At 44.1% G+C, this 20,395-nt stretch carries 17 protein-coding genes; 10 read left to right on the plus strand and 7 right to left on the minus strand.

What is annotated here, in order from left to right; all coding sequences use genetic code 11:
- Positions 1-2,439, minus strand: coding sequence for a DmsA/YnfE/YnfF family dimethyl sulfoxide reductase (locus AB4133_RS11270; RefSeq protein WP_017069171.1), 2,439 nt, complete (start codon positions 2,437-2,439; stop codon positions 1-3).
- 198 nt (positions 2,440-2,637) lie between these two features.
- Here AB4133_RS11270 and AB4133_RS11275 point away from each other — a divergent pair, with 198 nt between their 5' ends.
- Positions 2,638-3,204 (plus strand): molecular chaperone, encoded by a 567-nt coding sequence (locus AB4133_RS11275; RefSeq protein ID WP_017060995.1) that lies wholly within the window; start codon positions 2,638-2,640, stop codon positions 3,202-3,204.
- Positions 3,204-3,719, plus strand: coding sequence for a ferredoxin-type protein NapF (gene napF / locus AB4133_RS11280; protein ID WP_017060994.1), 516 nt, complete (start codon positions 3,204-3,206; stop codon positions 3,717-3,719). The genes AB4133_RS11275 and napF overlap by 1 nt, the downstream gene beginning before the upstream one ends.
- Positions 3,720-3,891: 172 nt before the next feature.
- Here napF and yfaE read toward each other — a convergent pair whose 3' ends face one another.
- The 4 genes from yfaE to ubiG all read right to left on the minus strand — a co-directional run bounded on the left by yfaE (position 3,892) and on the right by ubiG (position 8,941).
- Complete coding sequence (gene yfaE, locus AB4133_RS11285; protein ID WP_010438115.1) at positions 3,892-4,170, minus strand: class I ribonucleotide reductase maintenance protein YfaE; 279 nt, start codon at positions 4,168-4,170, stop codon at positions 3,892-3,894.
- Positions 4,170-5,303, minus strand: a complete 1,134-nt coding sequence (nrdB, locus tag AB4133_RS11290; protein ID WP_372104694.1) for a class Ia ribonucleoside-diphosphate reductase subunit beta — start codon at positions 5,301-5,303, stop codon at positions 4,170-4,172. Before nrdB ends, yfaE begins: the two co-directional genes overlap by 1 nt.
- A 103-nt stretch (positions 5,304-5,406) precedes the next feature.
- Positions 5,407-7,689, minus strand: a complete 2,283-nt coding sequence (nrdA, locus tag AB4133_RS11295; RefSeq protein ID WP_372224482.1) for a class 1a ribonucleoside-diphosphate reductase subunit alpha — start codon at positions 7,687-7,689, stop codon at positions 5,407-5,409.
- Between the two features lie 508 nt (positions 7,690-8,197).
- On the minus strand, positions 8,198-8,941 hold the full coding sequence (gene ubiG, locus AB4133_RS11300) for a bifunctional 2-polyprenyl-6-hydroxyphenol methylase/3-demethylubiquinol 3-O-methyltransferase UbiG (RefSeq protein WP_017060991.1): 744 nt from the start codon (positions 8,939-8,941) through the stop codon (positions 8,198-8,200).
- A gap of 258 nt (positions 8,942-9,199) precedes the next feature.
- On the opposite strand from ubiG, the gene gyrA reads away from it, so the two are divergent.
- Positions 9,200-11,842 (plus strand): DNA topoisomerase (ATP-hydrolyzing) subunit A, encoded by a 2,643-nt coding sequence (gyrA, locus tag AB4133_RS11305; RefSeq protein WP_017072500.1) that lies wholly within the window; start codon positions 9,200-9,202, stop codon positions 11,840-11,842.
- A gap of 169 nt (positions 11,843-12,011) precedes the next feature.
- Positions 12,012-12,641, plus strand: a complete 630-nt coding sequence (locus tag AB4133_RS11310; RefSeq protein ID WP_017066842.1) for a tetratricopeptide repeat protein — start codon at positions 12,012-12,014, stop codon at positions 12,639-12,641.
- Positions 12,642-12,666: 25 nt separating this feature from the next.
- On the opposite strand, the gene AB4133_RS11315 is transcribed toward AB4133_RS11310, so the two are convergent.
- Both AB4133_RS11315 and nrfA read right to left on the minus strand, forming a co-directional pair.
- Entirely contained in the window at positions 12,667-13,011 is a 345-nt protein-coding gene (locus AB4133_RS11315) for a rhodanese-like domain-containing protein (RefSeq protein ID WP_017063559.1), read from the minus strand.
- A 125-nt stretch (positions 13,012-13,136) separates the two neighbouring features.
- On the minus strand, positions 13,137-14,567 hold the full coding sequence (nrfA, locus tag AB4133_RS11320) for an ammonia-forming nitrite reductase cytochrome c552 subunit (RefSeq protein ID WP_372224485.1): 1,431 nt from the start codon (positions 14,565-14,567) through the stop codon (positions 13,137-13,139).
- Positions 14,568-15,049: 482 nt separating this feature from the next.
- Between nrfA and nrfB the strand changes: the two genes are divergently transcribed.
- The 6 genes from nrfB to nrfF all read left to right on the plus strand — a co-directional run bounded on the left by nrfB (position 15,050) and on the right by nrfF (position 20,318).
- Positions 15,050-15,634 carry a cytochrome c nitrite reductase pentaheme subunit gene (gene nrfB / locus AB4133_RS11325; protein WP_372114431.1) on the plus strand — a complete coding sequence of 195 codons (585 nt, stop codon included), beginning with the start codon at positions 15,050-15,052 and terminating at the stop codon, positions 15,632-15,634.
- Positions 15,635-15,637: 3 nt separating this feature from the next.
- The gene (gene nrfC, locus AB4133_RS11330; RefSeq protein ID WP_017060985.1) at positions 15,638-16,324 is read left to right on the plus strand and encodes a cytochrome c nitrite reductase Fe-S protein; all 687 of its coding nucleotides are present in this window, start codon (positions 15,638-15,640) and stop codon (positions 16,322-16,324) included.
- Positions 16,325-16,326: 2 nt separating this feature from the next.
- Positions 16,327-17,301, plus strand: coding sequence for a cytochrome c nitrite reductase subunit NrfD (gene nrfD, locus AB4133_RS11335; protein WP_372224487.1), 975 nt, complete (start codon positions 16,327-16,329; stop codon positions 17,299-17,301).
- A 128-nt stretch (positions 17,302-17,429) separates the two neighbouring features.
- Positions 17,430-19,346, plus strand: a complete 1,917-nt coding sequence (locus AB4133_RS11340) for a heme lyase CcmF/NrfE family subunit (protein ID WP_372224489.1) — start codon at positions 17,430-17,432, stop codon at positions 19,344-19,346.
- The gene (locus AB4133_RS11345) at positions 19,327-19,881 is read left to right on the plus strand and encodes a DsbE family thiol:disulfide interchange protein (protein WP_017063563.1); all 555 of its coding nucleotides are present in this window, start codon (positions 19,327-19,329) and stop codon (positions 19,879-19,881) included. Before AB4133_RS11340 ends, AB4133_RS11345 begins: the two co-directional genes overlap by 20 nt.
- The gene (gene nrfF / locus AB4133_RS11350) at positions 19,878-20,318 is read left to right on the plus strand and encodes a heme lyase NrfEFG subunit NrfF (RefSeq protein ID WP_372138460.1); all 441 of its coding nucleotides are present in this window, start codon (positions 19,878-19,880) and stop codon (positions 20,316-20,318) included. Before AB4133_RS11345 ends, nrfF begins: the two co-directional genes overlap by 4 nt.
- The last annotated feature ends 77 nt before the right edge of the window (positions 20,319-20,395 follow it).

A 20,395-nucleotide genomic window follows, 5' to 3' on the forward strand; every position in this document is an offset into this window, starting at 1 on the left:
TTATGCTTTCTTTAGCGCTTTGATTTGAACTAGGTTTGTATGCTGAGGGTTACCCTTAGCAAGTGGGCTCGGGCGCTGAGTCGTCAGCACGTTGATAGAGCCTGCATGGTCGATCTTCTGACCATCTGGTGCGTACCATGCACCTTCGCCTAGTGCGACAACTCGAGGAAGAATCCTAGGTGTCACTTTCGCTGGAATATGTACTTCGCCACGGTCGTTGAAAATACTCACCATGTCGCCGCTATCAATACCACGTTCTTTTGCATCGATTGGGTTGATCCACAACTCTTGCGGTGCTGCTGCTTTGATTTCTGCAACGTTGCCGTAAGTCGAGTGAGTACGAGCCTTGTAGTGGAAACCGGTTAGCTGAAGTGGGTACTTCTCTGCTAGTGGGTCGTTATGACCTTCGAAAGAGTCCGCGTAAATCGGAAGTGGGTGAATCACTTCGTCTTCTTTCAGCTTCCAAGTCTTCGCGATATCAGCCAGTTGCTCTGAGTAGATCTCGATCTTGCCACTTGGTGTGGTCAGTGGGTTCGCTTCAGGATCTTTACGGAAATCTTCATAAGCGATGTAGTGGTGGTCGTAGCTACGTTTGTAGATACCCAGCTCTTTCATCTCTTCGAAGGTTGGCAGTGTTGGATCGTTCTTACGAGTTTCTGCGTAAAGGTGCTCAATCCATTGCTCTTGAGTACGGCCTTCGGTGAACTCTTTTTCTACGCCCATTCGTTTCGCAAGCTGAGTACACATCTCGTAGATAGATTTTGCTTCAAACTGAGGCTCAATCGCTTTCTGCGCGTAGATGAAGTAAGGCATGTTCGCCGCTTTACCGTCCATACACCAGTCGTCTTGCTCAGACGTTGTTAAGTCTGGCAGGATGATATCGGCGTACTTCGCTGAAGACGTCATATGGTTATCAACCACGACAATCATTTCACACGCACTTTCATCTTGAAGAATCGCGTGAGTCTTGTTGATGTCTGAGTGTTGGTTAATGATGCAGTTACCTGCGTAGTTCCAGATCATCTTGATTGGGTTCTTAAGGCGCTCTGCACCGCGAACACCATCAGTGATGTCGGTCATTTCATGGTGACGGTAAATCGCGTCTGTCCACATGAACATTGAAATAGACGTTTCAACTGGGTTTGGCACAGTAGGGAAGCGCACAAATGGAATGTTGATGTCGCTTTCACGAGCGCCTGTTGAACCGCCTGATACGCCCACAGAGCCAGTGAGCAGTGACAGCATCGCGATTGCACGACACGCTAGTTCACCGTTCGCAGTGCGTTGTAAGCCCCAACCTTGGTGAATCGCACATGGTTTCGCTGTGCCCATTTCACGGCCAAGCTTAACGATGGTGTCAACTGGAATACCCGTGATCTTAGAAGCCCATTCTGGTGTCTTCTCTACGCCATCTTCACCTAAACCTAGGATGTAAGATTTGTAGTCGCTGTTTTTAGGCGCTGATGCAGGAAGGGTCTTCTCATCGTAACCGACACAGTATTTGTCTAGGAACGGTTGGTCGACAAGGTCTTCAGTGATCATCACGTGTGCAAGACCCGCTACCAATGCCGCATCTGTAGAAGGACGAATTGGGATCCATTGATCTTCACGGCCACCGGCAGTATCGGTGTAGCGAGGGTCGATGATGATCGTTCTTGCGTTTGATTTGTTTTTGCTTTCAACGTAGTGGTGGATCTGGCCGCCACCAGACATACGCGTCTCAGCAGGGTTGTTACCAAACTGAATGTTAAGTTTAGTGTTCTCTAAATCAGAGAAAGAGTTGTTGTTTGCCCAACCGCCGTAGGTGTAGCTCAAGCCTTTCGTGATTTGCGCTGTTGAGTAGTCACCGTAATGGTTTAAGTAACCACCACTTAGGTTCATTAGACGAGCAATCAGCGTTTGAGCTGGTGGCCAAGATTTAGTAACCGTGCCGCCCAGCGTACCTGTACCGTAGTTTAGGTAGATAGTGTCGTTACCGTAGTCTTTAATAAGGCGTTGCATGGTGCCAGCGACTTCATCATAAGCCTCTTCCCAGCTAATACGCTTAAACTTACCTTCACCACGTTTACCCACACGTTTCATTGGGTACTTTAGGCGATCTGGGTTATAAACACGGCGGCGCATCGAGCGACCACGTAGACACGCACGAACTTGGTGATGACCGTATTCGTCAGTGCCTGTGTTGTCTGTTTCTACGTATTTGATTTCACCGTTTTGTACATGCATACGCAGTGGGCAGCGAGAGCCACAGTTTACTGTACATGCACTCCATACGATTTTCTCATCCACATTTTCAGCAACTGCAGCCGCTACTGGTTTGGATTTGAAAGGTAATGCAATACCGCCCGCAAGTGCAGCTGCACTACCTACTGCAGAGGAAGCTTTCATGAAGCCTCTTCGAGTAAGATTCATTACCCCAGATTCTTTCTTATTCGTCATTCTAAGATGCCTTTTACTATTGATAGCTAGCACTTTATAGGTAGTTTGTTCTTTATGTATTTATTTCGAATTATTGATTGATTGGCATCAAATAAGTGTGGAATTTAAAGTTTATGAATTGAATGTATAAAATAGATCAAAGAATGAAATGAGTTAATTAATATAATTATCTTTAAACCTATAACGGTATAAATAATAATGATTATCGATACGCATAAATTGTTGGGTTCGCTATTTTATCAAGCGACAAGTAAAGAACAGTTAATCACCATTGTCGAAGCTTTGGTTGAGAGCGAAGTACTCTCTGAAGAATGCTTGCAGGCATTAAGAAGCGAAGACGAAGATGCGCTCGCAGCAGAGTTCAGCCGCCTGTTTGAAGGCGTTGGAGACATGCCAGCTCCGCCTTGGGGTTCTGTGTACCTAGATAAAGACCGCGTTGTGTTTGGTGCTTCTACGGTTGAGTATCGCCAGTTTTTAGAATTGAATCAGATTGAATTAGACACTGGGTTAAGAGAGCCGGAAGATCAATTTGGTTTAATGTTATTCGCTCATGCGTATTTGTTAGAAAATAATAATATTAATTCAGCCGGTGAATTACTTGAGGGTCACTTATTAACTTGGTCTTCTGTTTATTTAGAAAAACTAAATAAAGCATCAGAGTTATCTTTTTATAAAAAGCTATCGGTTGATGTAATAGATTGGTTTAAGTACTTAATATCTGAATATAATTTAAATGTTGCTACTAAAAAGTTATATATCGACTAATGTCTGAACAAATAAATTCAAATAGACGCGGTTTCTTAACTCGACTTTCTAAACCGGTTAAAGCAGCCGCGAATTATGAAGAGATATCACAGCGCTTGCATGCAAGACCGCCAAGAGCGGTCGATGAGGTGCTGTTTGAGCGTCTTTGCGACGGTTGTGGATTGTGTGAACAATCGTGTCCAAATAGCGTTATTGAGATGCTAGAGGGCAGTGCGCTGCTGAATTTGGATTACAACAGTTGTTCTATGTGTAACAAATGCACTGAAGTGTGTCCGACCGGCGCACTTCATCCAACGGTCACGCCTTATATCGACCTCAAGCCGAGCTTTGCGGATAGCTGCAATAATTACATGCAAATGGACTGTTCAGCATGCCAAACGGCGTGTTCAGCTGGTGCAATACACATCGAAGTAGGAGAGTTGCCTACAGTGGACAAAGATAAGTGTAACGGCTGTGGAGAGTGCCGAAGCGCTTGTTATATTGGCTCTGTGACTCTTAACCTGACTCAGCAATAAACGTTTGGCTTTGTATGACACAAGCCAACAGGAAGATTTGGTTGAGTGATAGACGAGTCGCTTTAGATACCTAAAGACATAAATAGAAAAGGGTCCGCATTCCTAAAGGAAGCGGACCCTTTTTTGATTCTTATTGACGATATTCGAACAAAGTGACCTAAAGCCAGCTGGCTTATGCGCGTTTTTGCTTGTTTCTATGAATAACGTTACTCAGCGATAGCTCAGTCTTTGCTTTACAGATACAAGGCAATATCTCATTACCTTGCGTGTAAGCCATAGCAAAACCAACGTACTCGACCTCACCAGAATCCAACGTGCAGCGGCAAGCGCCACAGTGACCATCTCGGCAGTTGTATTCTGGCTCTAACCCAGCTTGTTCCATTGTTTCCAACAGAGTGTTTGAAGGGTTAGATTCAATTGAAGTCAGTTTGTTGATTTTGATTGTTGGCATTACAGCTCAAATCCTTCAAAGTCGTCAGCTTTTACTTCGTTGTCGATTTGGCCAACTAGGTAAGAACTGATTTCTGCTTCTTGTGGAGCAACTTGAACGTTATCTGAAGACAACCAAGCGTTGATCCATGGAATTGGGTTCGACGTTGCTGCTGGGTAAGCCGTACCTAGGCCAACAGCCTGCATACGGATGTTGGTAATGTACTCAACGTATTGGCAAAGAATGTCTTTGTTCAGACCAATCATAGAGCCATCTTTGAATAGGTATTCTGCCCACTCTTTCTCTTGCTCAGCCGCTTCTTTGAATAGGTCGAAACACTCTTGCTTACACTCTTCAGCGATCTGCATGAATTCAAAATCATCTTGACCATTGCGTAGCAAGTTGATCATGTGCTGTGTACCAGTAAGGTGAAGGGCTTCATCACGAGCGATTAGCTTGATGATCTTCGCGTTACCTTCCATTAGCTCACGCTCAGCGAATGCGAATGAACATGCAAAACTCACGTAGAAACGAATCGCTTCCAGTGCGTTTACAGACATTAGACATACGTAAAGCTTCTTCTTCAGGTCGTGAAGTGAAATCTTAACGTCTTCGCCGTTGATGTTGTGGTTGCCTTCACCGTAGCGGTGGTAGTCCGCCGTCAGCTTGATCAAATCGTCGTAGTAAAAGGCGATGTCTTTCGCACGCTTCAGGATCTCTTCGTTTTCAACGATGTCGTCGAATACTACGCCTGGATCATTTACGATGTTACGGATGATGTGCGTGTAAGAACGAGAGTGAATCGTTTCAGAGAATGACCATGTCTCAATCCAAGTTTCAACTTCTGGTAGTGATACCAATGGAAGTAGGGCAACGTTAGGGCTGCGGCCTTGGATAGAATCTAGAAGCGTTTGGTACTTCAAGTTAGAGATGAAGATGTGCTTTTCATGCTCAGGAAGCTTGTTGTAGTCGATACGGTCACTAGACACGTCGACCTCTTCTGGGCGCCAGAAGAAAGAAAGCTGCTTCTCGATAAGCTTTTCGAAGATTTCAAATTTTTGTTGGTCGTAACGTGCAACGTTTACCGACTGACCCAAGAACATTGGTTCTTTTAGTTGGTCATTTTTTTGTTGAGAAAAAGTACTGTAAGCCATAAATGCCTCAAATCCTTTAAAGACCCGCAATAAAACGGACCCTGTTAATGCTTTAAACCCAGAGAAGATAACTCTTCTCTGGGGTCTTAATGTTTATTGCGGTTTAGATCTTACAACCACCGCCTTCACAATCTTCTTCCGGCACTTGAACTGCATCGCCTTGGTCGTCTTTAGCACCATCACGAGTGTTATGGTAGTAAAGCGTTTTAACACCATACTTGTATGCAGTTAGCAGGTCTTTAAGCAGCTGCTTCATTGGTACCTTACCGCTGTCGTAAACACTTGGATCATAGTTAGTGTTTGCAGAGATAGCTTGGTCAACGAATTTTTGCATGATACCCACTAAGTGCAGGTAACCGTCGTTATTGCCAATGTTCCAAAGTAGTTCGTAGTTGTTTTTAAGATTTAGGAAATCTGGAACCACTTGCTTAAGGATGCCGTCTTTCGATGCTTTCACTGATACGTAACCACGTGGTGGCTCGATACCGTTAGTCGCGTTCGAGATTTGAGACGATGTCTCAGAAGGCATAAGCGCTGTTAGCGTAGAGTTACGCAGACCGTGCTCCATGATCTCTTCACGTAGAGAATCCCAATCGTAGTGCAGTGGCTCTTCACATACTAAGTCGATATCTTTTTTGTAAGTATCGATTGGCAGTAGGCCTTTCGCGTAGTTGGTCTCGTGGAAAGATGGGCAACGGCCTTGCTCTTTCGCTAGTTCAACAGATGCTTTTAGCAAGTGGTATTGAATTGCTTCAAAAGTACGGTGAGTCAGGCCATTCGCGCTGCCATCAGAGTACTTAACACCATTCTTCGCTAGGTAGTATGCGTAGTTGATTACACCTACACCTAAAGTACGACGGTTCATTGTCGACTTGTATGCAGCTGGAAGCGGGTAGTCTTGGTAATCAAGCAGTGCATCTAGAGCACGAACAACCAGCTCAGAAAGCTCTGCTAGGTCGTCCAGTTCATTGATTGCGCCAAGGTTGAATGCTGAAAGCGTACATAGTGCAATTTCGCCTTCGTCATCTTCTACGTTAGAAAGTGGCTTAGTAGGAAGCGCGATTTCTAGACATAGGTTCGATTGACGAACAGGTGCTACTTCAGAATCAAACGGGCTGTGTGTATTACAGTGGTCAACGTTCTGAATGTAGATACGACCAGTAGAAGCACGCTCTTGCATTAGCAGAGAGAAAAGCTCAACGGCTTTAACCGTTTCACGCTTCACTGAAGGATCGTTTTCGTACTTAACGTATAGCTCTTCAAAACGGTCTTGGTTTTCGAAGAACGCATCGTAAAGGCCAGGTACGTCTGAAGGTGAGAACAGGCTGATGTTGCCACCCTGAACTAGGCGAGAGTACATAAGCTTGTTCAGCTGTACGCCGTAATCCATGTGACGAACTCGGTTCTCTTCAACGCCGCGGTTGTTTTTCAGTACTAATAGAGACTGAACTTCACCGTGCCATAGTGGGTAGAATACCGTTGCTGCACCGCCACGAACACCACCTTGAGAACAACATTTTACTGCTGTTTGGAAGTATTTGTAGAAAGGGATACAGCCTGTGTGGAACGCTTCACCATTACGGATTTCAGAACCAAGCGCACGGATACGACCTGCGTTGATACCAATACCAGCACGTTGAGATACGTAACGAACAATTGAGCTTGCTGTCGCGTTGATTGAATCAAGGCTGTCACCACACTCGATCAGTACACAAGAACTGAATTGACGAGTAGGCGTACGTACACCAGACATGATCGGTGTAGGTAGAGAAATCTTAAACGTAGACGATGCGTCGTAAAAACGTTTGATGTAGTCAAGACGAGTCGATTTCGGGTATTTAGCGAATAGACACGCAGCAACTAAAATGTAAAGGAACTGAGCACTCTCGTAGATTTCTTTCGTTACACGGTTTTGCACGAAGTATTTACCTTCGAGCTGCTTAACCGCTGCGTAAGAGAAGTCTAAGTCACGTTTGTGGTCGATGTACTCGTCAAGCTCTTCGAATTCAGCTTTCGTGTAATCTTCCATAAGGTGGCTATCGTATTTACCCATATCAACCAGTTTTGCAACGTGGTCATACAGTGCAGGCGGCTCGTATTCGCCGTACGCTTTTTTACGTAGGTGGAATACAGACAGACGTGCTGCTAGATATTGGTAATCAGGAGTCTCTTCAGAGATTAAATCCGCTGCTGACTTGATGATAGTTTCATGAATGTCAGTAGTGGTGATGCCATCGTAAAACTGAATGTGAGCTTTCAATTCTACTTGTGATACAGAAACATTGTGCAAGCCTTCAGCTGCCCATGTAATCACGCGATGGATCTTCTCTAGATCGATCGTTTCTTTGCGCCCGTTACGCTTGGTAACAGTAAGTTGTTGGTTCATTCTGCTTAATTTCCCTAACAAAACTGAACAAGGCCGTGTTTTTGTGTATTTCTGTGTAATTTTTGTAAATTACGTTTCGGCTTTGTGATCTTGGTCTACCCATACATTGTAGTTCAAACACAACATATAGGGGTCATTTGTTTGTTGGGTTACAAGATAGTGCTACAACTGATATTTTTCAAGGTAAAGAAATGGGGTTGCTTGTGGATAAGTGGTGGATTGAAAAAAAACTGTAAGTGACCACTAACTGATGAGGTTATATGTGACTTGATTGTATAAAAGTCGGCTTTTAATGATGCTTTATTTTTGCACGCCCATAAAAAAAAATTCCTTGATCTTTGGCCAAAATGGGCGATTGATTTTAGGCGATTAAATTTAAATCGAGGTGGTCAAAATGGAAGCTAGCGCACGAAATTTAGACTGAAAAAAGTCGCAAAGTTATGGTAATTGCAACTCTTTTCATTCGTCTTTTTTACAAAAGGTTTTACGGTAGGGCTACCGATATTTTTTAGCCAAAGTTTTGCGTGTGGACGATGTAGTTTACGTCTACATTTGTGCCTAAACGATAAGTGTCCGTAAGAGGATTGTAGTGCAGCCCTGTAATCCCTAGTTCTTGCAGCGGAGTGTTATCGACCATCTTGATAAGTTCAGCAGGGCGAATGAACTTCTCGTGTTCATGAGTGCCTTCTGGAACGATCCTCAATAGCTTCTCTGCACCAACAATCGCAAACAAGTAAGATTTGAAATTACGGTTTAATGTAGAAAAGAACACGTGGCCGCCCGGTTTCACCAATTTCGAACAGGCAGTGATAACAGATTGTGGGTCAGGAACGTGTTCAAGCATTTCCATGCACGTTACCACATCGTACGTCTGTGGGTTCTGTTCTGCGTGGTCTTCGATAGTGCTCTGGATGTAATCGAGCTTGGTGCCCGTTTCTAATGCGTGAAGGCGCGCGACTTCTAGCGGTTCTTTACCCATGTCTAGGCCTGTCACTATCGCACCTTCAACCGCCATGCTTTCTGCAAGAATACCGCCGCCGCAGCCAACATCGAGGACTTTCTTACCAAATAGGCCTTCAGTCTTCTCTAATACGTAATTTAGTCGCAGTGGGTTGATTTGATGTAGTGGCTTAAATTCGCCTTCTAGATCCCACCAGCGTGACGCCATGTCTTCGAATTTCTTGATTTCTGCTGGGTCTACGTTCTGTGATTTAGTCATAATCGGCATTTCCAAGTTAAATAATGCATCCATGAAATTGCAGGCATTATAACTTGCCTTTTCGCGCTGACCAGAAGATCTACAATTTTGCTAGTTTATTGGATGTAAAGTGACCATGTTTCAGCAAGATATGATGCGGAGGTGCAATTTCTCATCAATTGATTGGCTACAAGGGTCACAAGATGGTAAAAGGAGAGGGAAAGTGATGCCTCCGTAGGTAAATTTGTGTTATATTTTTCGGTCTTATACGTATTCAAAAATACGATCTGACTATAGAGGGAAAATGGCTCTATGAGCGATCTAGCGAAAGAGATCACGCCCGTAAATATTGAAGATGAGCTTAGAGGTTCATACCTAGACTACGCGATGTCCGTCATCGTTGGTCGTGCCCTTCCAGATGTGCGTGATGGCCTAAAACCTGTACACCGCCGCGTTTTGTTCGCGATGAATGTACTAGGTAATGATTGGAACAAACCATATAAAAAGTCTGCTCGTGTAGTAGGTGATGTAATCGGTAAATACCACCCACATGGTGATAGTGCTGTATACGATACTATTGTTCGTATGGCGCAACCGTTCTCACTGCGTTACATGCTAGTTGATGGCCAAGGTAACTTTGGTTCTATCGATGGCGACTCCGCGGCTGCAATGCGTTATACCGAAGTTCGTATGGCGAAAATTGCTCACGAGCTCCTGGCTGACCTTGATAAGGAAACTGTGGATTACGTACCGAACTACGATGGTACAGAACAAATTCCAGCAGTACTTCCTACAAAAATTCCTAACCTATTGGTAAACGGTGCTTCTGGTATCGCAGTAGGTATGGCTACCAACATCCCACCACATAACCTTGGTGAAGTTGTTGATGGCTGTTTAGCATTTATCAATAATGAAGATATCACTATTGATGAGCTAATGGACTATATCCCTGGTCCTGACTTCCCAACAGCAGCACTTATCAGTGGTCGTAAAGGCATCGTAGATGCTTACAAGACTGGCCGCGGTAAGGTTTACATGCGTTCAAAAGCGGATATCGAAGTAGAGAAGAATGGTAAAGAAACCATTATCGTTACTGAGATCCCTTACCAAGTAAACAAAGCTCGTTTGATCGAGAAGATTGCTGAACTGGTTAAAGATAAGAAAGTAGAAGGCATCAGTGCACTGCGTGACGAGTCTGATAAAGACGGTATGCGTATTGTTATTGAATGTAAGCGTGATGCAGTAGGCGAAGTGGTTCTTAACAACCTATACGCTCAAACTCAACTGCAAACGACTTTCGGTATCAACATGGTTGCGTTGAATAACGGTCAACCACAGTTGTTCAACATCAAAGACATGCTTAAGTGCTTCGTAGACCACCGTCGCGAAGTTGTGACTCGTCGTACTATCTTCGAATTGAAGAAAGCACGCGACCGTGCACACATCCTTGAAGCATTGTCTCTAGCACTTGCTAACATTGATGAAATCATTGAACTGATCAAGAGCGCGCCAACACCAGCAGAAGCTAAAGTTGGTTTAGTGTCTCGTGGTTGGGATCTTGGTAACGTTGCTTCAATGCTTGAGCGTGCAGGTACTGATGCGGCTCGTCCTGATTGGTTGGAAGACCAATACGGCATCCGCGATGGTCAATACTTCCTAACGGAAACACAAGCACAAGCTATTCTAGAACTTCGTCTTCACCGCCTAACTGGCCTAGAGCACGAGAAGATTCTAGACGAGTACAAAGCCCTTCTAGAAGAAATCGCTGAGCTAATGCACATTCTTGCAAGCACTGAGCGTTTGATGGAAGTTATCCGTGAAGAACTTGAAGCAGTACGTGAAATCTATGGCGACGAGCGTCGTACAGAAATCACAGCGGCAGTTCATGACATCGACATGGAAGAGCTGATTGCTCAAGAAGACGTTGTAGTAACGCTTTCTAACGCAGGTTACGTTAAGTACCAAATCCTAAGCGACTACGAAGCTCAGCGTCGTGGTGGTAAAGGTAAGAGTGCAACTAAGATGAAAGATGAGGATTACATTGAGCGTCTGCTTGTTGCTAATACTCACGATAACATCCTATGTTTCTCTACTCGTGGTAAGACATACCGTCTGAAAGTTTACCAACTGCCATTAGCAAGTCGTACTGCTCGTGGTAAGCCTATCGTTAACATTCTTCCTCTAGAAGAAGGTGAGCGTATCACGGCTATCCTGCCTGTTTCTGAGTTCTCTAACGAGAAATTCATCTTCATGGCAACGGGTGACGGTACTGTTAAGAAGACATCACTGGATCAGTTCGCAAACGTACGTGCTAACGGCCTAATTGCAGTTAACCTACGTGACGATGATTCACTGATTGGCGTTGACATCACTAACGGTGATAGCGACATCATGCTGTTCTCTAAATCGGGCAAAGTTGTTCGCTTTAACGAGGACAAAGTACGTGCAATGGGCCGTACTGCCTCTGGTGTTCGTGGTATGAAGCTTCCAGAAGACGATCAAGTAGTATCGTTGATTGTTCCTTCTAACGAAGGCGATATCCTAACTGTGACTCAAAACGGTTACGGTAAGCGTACTGAACTAGCTGAATACCCAACGAAAGGCCGTGCAACGCAAGGTGTGGTTTCTATCAAAGTCTCTGAACGTAATGGCCCAGTTGTTGGCGCTGTTCAAGTTGAAGAAGGCGACGAAATGATGATGATCACCGACGCAGGTACGCTAGTACGTACTCGCGTTGCGGAAGTGAGCCAAGTTGGTCGTAACACTCAAGGTGTAACACTGATTCGTACTTCTGACGACGAGAACGTTGTAGGTCTACAACGTATCGACGAAGTAGAAGAAGCTGAGGTTGTTGAAGGCGAAGCTGAAGTAGCAAACGCTGAAGCAGCAGTCGTTTCTGAATCAAGTGAAGAGCAAGCATCAGACGCTTCTGATAGCGAGCAAGACACTGAGTAATCTTTCACTTCTATAAATAGAAGTTGAGACAAAAAGCCGAGCCATTGTGCTCGGTTTTTTATTACCTAGAATTTGGCTGTGACTTGTTTAAAAGCCAATAGCTAAACCTCGATCAATATTGTTTTAGTGAGAAAAAGGTACAGTAAAGCGTCAATGAAAGGAGAATGGAATGGATATCTGGTTACTGATTGCTTTGCTGCTAATGAGCCTATTTCTAGTGGCAATCGTGATCGCATCAAACAGAAAAACCAGCCATCTTAAAGGCAACCTCCTTATTTCATGTGTGGCGATATTAGCCAGCATTCTGGTTTGGTCTCAGATGAAACAAGAAGCCCCTCAACTTACTTCAAGTGACGACAGCAGCTATACAGCAACAGATTTCCAAAATGAACTTCAGCAGAGCCTGGAGCAAGACCCTAATCAATCAGACCTTTGGTTTAAGCTTGGTGGTGTTTATATGCAGAAAGGGGAGTTTGATGCTGCATTTACCTGTTACGACTATGCGATTCGTTTAGACCCACAGGCGCCTTCAGGGCTTTATGCAGCTAAAGCGAGCGCCTTGTATTACCTAAGTTCACAGGCGATGAGTGATGATGTGAAAGTGCTCTTAAATCAATCCATGGAGCTTGATCCCAACGATCGTACGGCATTGATGTTGATAGCGACCGATCACTTCATCAGTATGCGCTACCAACAAGCGATCGATGCTTGGACTCAAATTCTCGATTCTAACCAGAAAGGCATTGATCGTGTCTCTATCATCCATTCGATCAACCAAGCTAAGCAAATGATCCGTTAAACGGACACTATCTGTAATTTCGAGATTATTTGCTTTCTTGCATCTCAATTAAACCGCCAGCGTTGTGGATCTGTGTAAACCCTTGAGCTTTCAAATACTGGTAAGCTTGTCCTGAGCGGTTACCACTGCGGCAATACAAAACGATAGGTTGAGCTTTGTCTATGCTGGCAAAGTGCGTAGCGACTTCAGAAAGAGGGTAGTTAATCGCATTGTCCAGATGACCTTGCTTGAACTCTCCTGGTGTCCTGACATCAACGACCAGCGCACCTTCCTCAATCATTTCCCACCCTGTTTCTGCTCGTTCTGAGGCGTGAAGTCCTGAACTTGTTAATGCGATGCATAATGCCGAAAGCGAAAGTAAGTGCTTCATTCTTTGTTCCTTGAATTAGCTAAAAGGTAATGTGAAATTGGGACGGTTGAGTGCGCCCAAATCTAAAAAACCAGCCACACCTTTACAGTGTGACTGGTTTTATCTTATTGGTCTATTTGAAGGAACTAGTATTCGTAGTTAGCTTCACGCTTTTCAGCTTGCTCTTCCCACTTAGGAACCACGGTGTCTAAGAAGTGTTGCTTCTCAGCATTCATCTTATCCATGTCCATTCCAAGCGCTTTTTGAGCCGCTTCTTTGGTCGAAATATCTGGAATCTCGATTGGATCAGTGATGCCTTTCTTCGCCAGTAGACGAACAATCTTAGTTCGAGCATCGGCTGCGCGGTCAACGGCAGTACCTAGTACTTCTAGAGCGATTTCAGGGGCGTGCATATGAACACCATGAGATGCAATAGCGTAGTCCCAGCGCCATTGCGCATGACGAATATCTTGTAAGATAGGTGCCATCTCTTGTTCTGTTGCGCCTGCTTCCCATGCTGCGCCTGCTTCAAAGTGAGCGGCTACGATTTGTTTCTCAGCGGTCAGCTTCATGTTTAGTACTTGAGCTTTGCGGCTTGAAACGATGTTACGCATGGTCTCTCTAGATTGAGTATGGCAGTTAGCACAAGTGTCTTCGAAGCGGTCAAACGGGTTACCTACTTTATGGTCGGTGTAAACGGTACCGTCTTCTTTCGTCACTTTAGGCATGTGGCAGTCAACACAAGCGACGTTGTTCTTACCGTGAATACCTTCACGCCAAGTTTCGTAACCTGGGTGCTGAGCCTTTAGCATTGGTGCTTTAGAGACTTTATGTGTCCAATCTTTAAAACCAATCTGATCGTAGTACTCTTCCATCTGTTCAACACGCGTCCCTTTATCCCAAGGGAATTTCACACCTTTTGTTGGACCCGTGAAGTAGTATTCCACGTGACACTGAGCACACACAGAGGCTTGCTGATCAAAGCGACCTTGCTCTTCGAAGTTCTTCCCAATCGCATCGAACGCACGTTCAACATAAGGACGAGTGATCTTTAGTGCAGGTTCGCCATTTTTAAAGCCTTCACTTTGAGTATCGTGACAGTCGGCACAACCAATTGGATTGACTATCTCGCTGCCAAGACGAGCCCATTTACCTTCAAAGTAGCCGTCTTCACCACGCTCTTCAATAACGCGTGCTACGTCTGGGCTTTTACAGCTCCAGCACGCCATTGGCATTGGGCCTGAATTTTCGTCGGTTGGTCCGCCAGTACGCAGGGTTTGTCTTACATCATCAACCGCATAAAAGTGGCCGCGGGCTTTGTTGTAGTCTTTCGCGAAACCGTAGCCCGCCCATAGAATAACCATGTTTGGATCTTCTTTTAGTGCGTCTTCAATGGCTTCGCTCTCTGACGTTTGTCTCCATGAATGGTATTGATCTGGGTGGTTTTGCTCGAACTGGTCGTTACGAGGATCACCAATTTCTTTTTGTTCAGACGCAGCAAAACTGGTCGCGCTTACTAGTGATGCGCTAACCATTAATAATGCTGTGACGGAATTACGTATCCAATGCTTTTTCACAGTGATATCTCCAATATACTGATTTTTATACCAAGCGTTGTGAGTTTGCTATTCAAATTAAGAACTGGAGAATTGCTGTTTATATTAATTCATAAATAAACACATTTTGTTACGTGTCGGATGTTTGCTTGTTTTAGATCAATTAATGACAGTGACTTCAATCACGTTGAAGTTTATATAGCCCTAAAGGGGTATGTGGACATCAAGTTAGACTGGTCTTATTGAGAATTATTATCATATATAACAAATAATTACCCGACATGCCCTCACTATAAATAGGGTGATTGTGTTCACATATTACCCTTTGTATATTTCGCTTTACCTAATTAGGGGTATATTCTAAATATAGAAAGCGTTGTGGCTTATCCAAAATAAGAATTGATATCATTTAAGCGGTAATAATATCGTTTAAGGGTACTTTTGTTTAACCGGAATATTATTTAGTTGAGAGTTAAATAATGCCGGTATAAGGAAAGGATAAAATGGGCAATATTAAATTGGCCATAGTCATAATGCTTAAATCCCTTCTAGCATTCTGCCTCTATGGTTATTCCATTCATGCTGTTGCAGAGCCTGCTGTTACGCCAGTAGGAGAATCAACAAGACATGAAGTCGAATTAATCCGTGACAAAGACTACAAGTGTGTTCAGTGCCATAAAGATTCAAAAGAAACGGTATTGGGTTCACATGGTGAAAGTGCACACGCTTTGCTTGGCCGTGAAGTAAATTGTACCGACTGTCATAGTTCTATTAGCCCCGACCACCGCGAAGGCGCGCCTAAAGTGGTGAAGTATCGTGAGGCTCAATCACAACCAGGTACCGACAAAGTTTACCTAGACCCTAGCTTAATTTTAGATGCCAATAGCCAATGTATAGATTGTCACAAGCCTGATGAGCTGCGCGAAGCGAGCTGGACCCACGACGTTCACGCACAAAATTTAACGTGTTCAAACTGTCACGATGTGCATGCGAGTGAAGCGAAGGTGCTTGGCTTAGATAAAAAGCAAACCATCAAGCTGTGTGTGGATTGCCATTCAGACTTCAACCAGAAGAAAGAAGGGGAGTAATCTATGAGCTGCTCAAGAAGAAACTTTTTAGCTGGCGCGGGTGCCGTTATTTTCACAACTGGTGTTGCAGGTACTGCAGCGGTTACAAGCCGCAAAACGCTGGCTAATGTTCAGGAAGATGGCACCAAGCGTTACGGAATGGTTCATGACGAAACCGCTTGTATTGGCTGTACTGCTTGTACTGAGGCGTGTCGTGAAGTAAACAAAGTGCCTGAAGGCGTATCGCGCTTAGAAATCATAAAGAGCGAACCTCAAGGTGAATATCCAAATGTTGATTACCGTTTCACTCGTAACTCTTGTCAACATTGTGATAATGCACCTTGTGTGATGGTTTGCCCAACAGGCGCCGCCTATAAAGATGAGAAGACAGGAATTGTTGATGTACATAAAGAGAAGTGTGTCGGCTGTGGTTATTGCCTGCTAGCTTGTCCATATCAAGTGCGCTTCTTCCATCCTAAGAATAAGTCGGCCGACAAATGTAACTTCTGCCGCGATACCAATCTTGCGCAAGGTAAATTACCTGCTTGTGTTGAATCTTGCCCTACCAATGCGCTGATATTTGGCGACTTAAATGACCCTAAGAGCGAGATAAACCAGGTACTTAAATCTGAAGTGGTTTACAGAGATAAGGCTTATCTAGGTACTCAGCCAAAACTCTATAAAGTGCCACACCAAAAAGGGGAGATTTGATTATGAGTGCATGGGATACAGCGTTTCAATCAGGTACCGTGGTTTGGGACTGGATCATTGCTATCTATCTGTTTTTGGCGGGTATGTCAGCGGGTGCAGTGATGATCTCGATTTACCTTAAGAGAAAGGTGATTGAGGACGATCCAGCGAATAATGGTGTATTAAAGGCAACGGCTTTTCTAGCACCATTCGGGATCATCTCAGGTTTATTGATCTTGGTTTTCCACCTGACGAAACCACTATCATTTTGGAAGATCATGATCTTTTATAATCCGACGTCAGTGATGTCGATGGGTGTGATCTTATTCCAAGTGTATATGGTGATCCTATTTGTTTGGATCGGCATTATATTCCGAAATCAGATTGCCGTATTCTTGAGTGATCAAGCATGGTTAAAAGGGCGACTCGATTTTGTCAGTAACTGGATTGGCAAATTAGAATCTTTTGAGAATGTTTTTGAAATATTCTTAGCTGTGCTTGCGCTATTACTTGCGGCTTACACTGGCTTCTTACTCTCTGCGCTAAATACCTTCCCAATGCTGAATAACCCAGTGTTGCCGATATTGTTCTTATTCTCGAGTTTATCCTCGGGAGCGGCGGCATGTATTTTATTTGGTGTGTTGGTCTTTAAGGAGTCTCCGCATAGTGCGAGTATTTCTTGGATCCACGGCTTCGAACGTCCTGTTGTTATGTTTGAACTGTTTGTCCTTGTTACTTTCTTCACTGGGTTGATATTTGCTGGTGGTCAAAGTGAGCAGGCAGTATGGAACGCGATTGGCGGTGGTTTCTGGGCAAGTTGGTTCTGGTATGGCGTAATTGGTGTGGGTATGGTTTTACCCTTGTTGCTTAACGCCGTGACACCAGCATCGGTTCGCCATAGTACTGTGTATATTTTCTCTGTTACTTCATTGAGTCTGATGGGCGTATTAATGCTGCGAACTTTTGTCCTTTATGCAGGGCAGTTAACGATAGCTTAATTTCGCTCAAGTTTATTAGTGAGCAGATGTTGGATACTAAATATCTGCTTATTAATGAACATGTTCTTAATAAACATGAGATGCGTGTTTAGATCGGCTCTGCTCAGGTAGAGCCTTATTGAGGTGATATGGTCGGTTCTTTGGGGCTGTTTAGTTTGGTTTTTGTTGCTGTACTCAGCAGCGTTATTGGTGTGCATTCGTTTTACCAAATGCTAAATAAACGGACGCAAAATCTAGGTTTAATCCGCAGTTTCTCTCTTTTAAGTGCGCTGTTTTCTCTCACTTCTGTCGCATTGCTTGGCTATGCCTTTGTCAGTGATGACTTCTCTATCTTATACGTCGCTGATCATTCAAATACTCAATTACCCTCATTTTTTAAGCTCGCAGCCGTATGGGCAGGTCATGAAGGTTCCTTGTTATTTTGGGTACTGACGATCAGCGTCTGGTCTGGCGTTATCGCCTTACAAAAACACTATTCGGATGAATACCAAAGTCGTGTGTTGTGGGTAATGAATCTACTGCTCGCGATATTTGCTTGGTTCACCTTATTCGCATCAAACCCATTTGAAATGAACGCGACATTACAGCTAGAAGGGCGCGACCTTAACCCAATGCTGCAAGACGTTGGTTTGATATTCCATCCGCCTCTGTTGTATTTGGGTTATGTTGGTTTCTCTGTGGTCTTGGCATTTGCTGTGGCCGCTTTGCTGGTGGATCCGATTGAGTTCGATTGGGTCGCTCATTGTCGCAGTTGTTGTTTGGTCGCTTGGATCTTTTTAACCGCAGGGATCATTCTTGGTTCTTGGTGGGCATACTACGAGTTAGGGTGGGGTGGTTGGTGGTTCTGGGACCCGGTAGAAAATGCCAGCCTATTACCTTGGCTAACATCAACCGCTCTATTGCACAGTTTGGGTGTTGCTAAAGGCAAGCAACAGTTGCTGAAGTGGTCACTTAGCCTTGCTTTCATTACGTTTTGTTTAAGTATCCTCGGTACTTTTATTGTTCGATCTGGCGTCCTCACTTCCGTTCATGCTTTTGCTGTTGACCCAACCAAAGGTATCGCGCTGTTGCTGATACTGGTTTTGGTGTTAGTGAGTTCGTTTTCTCTTCTTATTGTTCGTGGTGAATCTTTCGAGTCGAATCCAATCACTAGCTTTGCGAGTAAAAGTTTTTTGAGTTTAGTGGCGGTACTTATATTTGTACTGGGTACGGCGGTGGTGGTGTTTGGTACCTTCTACCCAATGGTTTTTGAATTACTTGGCCTTGGAAATATCTCTGTGGGCGCACCTTACTTTAATCTTCTTATTGCGCCATTGGCTCTGCTTGCGATGGGAGTGATAGGGTTAGCGCCATTGCTCAGTATCAAACCTCAAGCGTCGAAAGGTGTGATTGGAATTATTGCCTTATTGTCTCTCTGTCTTGGCTTTGTAACTTATGTTTTGCAAGTTGAAGCGATCCAAGTGATGGTGCTAATGACATGGTCACTTGCGTTTTGGGTAGCCCTGACTCATGTTTACGGCTTAGCGGTAACGCGCAACTCTAAGTTTCAACGCAAAGTATGGGTGATGACGTTGGCGCATGTGGGTGTCGCAGTATTAGCGATAGGTGCCGCGATGAACAGTTACCATTCATTTGAGCGAAGTTACAAATTGAGCCCAGGTGAAGAGGTTGAGTTTATGGGCTGGACGCTCTCTCATCGTGATACCGAGCTCTATGTCGCCTCCAACTTTACTGCAGAAAAAGCGATACTCGAATTAGATGCTAGCGAGCAAAGCTTTTCCATCGCGCCAGAAAGAAGACACTACCAAGTTCGTGTTATGAACATGAGTGAGCCTGCAATGAAGTGGTTCTGGCATGGCGATGTTTATATCACCATGGGCGAGAAAGTCGATTCCACCGCTTACGCATTTCGTGTTCAGTATAAGGCGTATGCGCGCTGGATCTGGTTTGGTGGGCTGTTCTCCATTATCGGCGCTTTGCTCTCATTGACTCATCGTAAAAAGAAAACCGTTAAGGCGTCACAGTATGCATACCAGCGTTCGTAACAAGCTAATTACTCTAATTGCCTTAGCATTGATTGTGGTGCTGGGATTTGTCTTTGCGCTTGATAATAAGCAGCAGTCGACCATTGTGTCTGAACAACAAAGGGCATTTCCAGAATTTACATCGACTGCGTTAGTGAATAGTGAAGGCGTCAATGGTCAGCAGAAAATTACGCTTACTGATGTCACGCAGCACCCTTATCAACTGGTTAATGTATGGGCATCTTGGTGCGGGATATGTAAAACCGAACATTCATTTTTGCTTCAACTTCACGATAAAGGCATTCCCATCGTTGGGCTTAATTATCGAGATAACTCTGGGGCTGCGATTAACGTGTTATCGAACGATGGCAACCCGTACTCAACCGTGATCAGTGACCCTCAAGGCAAGTTAGCATTAGAGTTGGGCGTAATCGGCACACCTGAAACGTATTTGGTTGATGCCAATGGCCAGATCATTAAAAAGCTATTGGGCGTGATTAATGAAATGGTATGGAAAGATGAGCTTGCGATGTATTTTGATGGTGTGAATGGATGATGAAGTCTCTAATACAAACCTTGTTTATGCTGTCAGCGCTTTTAGTGATTAGCCTTTCAACCATGGCTGAAGATCTGTTTACTGCCAGTAATACAGAGACGAGTATTCAAGTTGAACTGTTTGAGTTTGATAATCCAGAACAACAGCAACGTGCTATCAGCTTGGCGAAAACGTTACGCTGCCCACAATGTCAAAACCAAAATCTGATTGAATCCAACTCACCAATAGCAAAAGACTTACGTCTTGTTGTGTTCAATATGGTGAAAGCAGGGAAGAGTAATAGTGAAATTACTCAATATATGACGGAAAGATTTGGTGAGTTTGTACTTTATAAACCGGCAATGACGGCTTCAAATCTATTACTTTGGTTGCTACCGAGCCTATTACTTCTCTTATTTATATATTTATCAGTAAAAAGTGTTAGGAAGAGCTCATAAAAATTGTGTATTACTGTTTACCAACTGACCTGTATTTTGTAACATTAACCGATTATAAAGGCTAAGCACTGCTATAT

The organism is Vibrio sp. 10N.286.52.F8 (genome assembly GCF_041468745.1).
In the GTDB taxonomy this organism is placed as follows: domain Bacteria; phylum Pseudomonadota; class Gammaproteobacteria; order Enterobacterales; family Vibrionaceae; genus Vibrio; species Vibrio crassostreae_C.

Bases quoted from the DNA above. Each gene is read 5' to 3' on its own strand.
- AB4133_RS11270 (WP_017069171.1), bottom strand. From the start codon at position 2,439: ATGACGAATAAGAAAGAATCTGGGGTAATGAATCTTACTCGAAGAGGC.
- AB4133_RS11275 (WP_017060995.1), top strand. From the start codon at position 2,638: ATGATTATCGATACGCATAAATTGTTGGGTTCGCTATTTTATCAAGCG.
- napF (WP_017060994.1), top strand. From the start codon at position 3,204: ATGTCTGAACAAATAAATTCAAATAGACGCGGTTTCTTAACTCGACTT.
- yfaE (WP_010438115.1), bottom strand. From the start codon at position 4,170: ATGCCAACAATCAAAATCAACAAACTGACTTCAATTGAATCTAACCCT.
- nrdB (WP_372104694.1), bottom strand. From the start codon at position 5,303: ATGGCTTACAGTACTTTTTCTCAACAAAAAAATGACCAACTAAAAGAA.
- nrdA (WP_372224482.1), bottom strand. From the start codon at position 7,689: ATGAACCAACAACTTACTGTTACCAAGCGTAACGGGCGCAAAGAAACG.
- ubiG (WP_017060991.1), bottom strand. From the start codon at position 8,941: ATGGATGCATTATTTAACTTGGAAATGCCGATTATGACTAAATCACAG.
- gyrA (WP_017072500.1), top strand. From the start codon at position 9,200: ATGAGCGATCTAGCGAAAGAGATCACGCCCGTAAATATTGAAGATGAG.
- AB4133_RS11310 (WP_017066842.1), top strand. From the start codon at position 12,012: ATGGATATCTGGTTACTGATTGCTTTGCTGCTAATGAGCCTATTTCTA.
- AB4133_RS11315 (WP_017063559.1), bottom strand. From the start codon at position 13,011: ATGAAGCACTTACTTTCGCTTTCGGCATTATGCATCGCATTAACAAGT.
- nrfB (WP_372114431.1), top strand. From the start codon at position 15,050: ATGGGCAATATTAAATTGGCCATAGTCATAATGCTTAAATCCCTTCTA.
- nrfC (WP_017060985.1), top strand. From the start codon at position 15,638: ATGAGCTGCTCAAGAAGAAACTTTTTAGCTGGCGCGGGTGCCGTTATT.
- nrfD (WP_372224487.1), top strand. From the start codon at position 16,327: ATGAGTGCATGGGATACAGCGTTTCAATCAGGTACCGTGGTTTGGGAC.
- AB4133_RS11340 (WP_372224489.1), top strand. From the start codon at position 17,430: ATGGTCGGTTCTTTGGGGCTGTTTAGTTTGGTTTTTGTTGCTGTACTC.
- AB4133_RS11345 (WP_017063563.1), top strand. From the start codon at position 19,327: ATGCATACCAGCGTTCGTAACAAGCTAATTACTCTAATTGCCTTAGCA.
- nrfF (WP_372138460.1), top strand. From the start codon at position 19,878: ATGATGAAGTCTCTAATACAAACCTTGTTTATGCTGTCAGCGCTTTTA.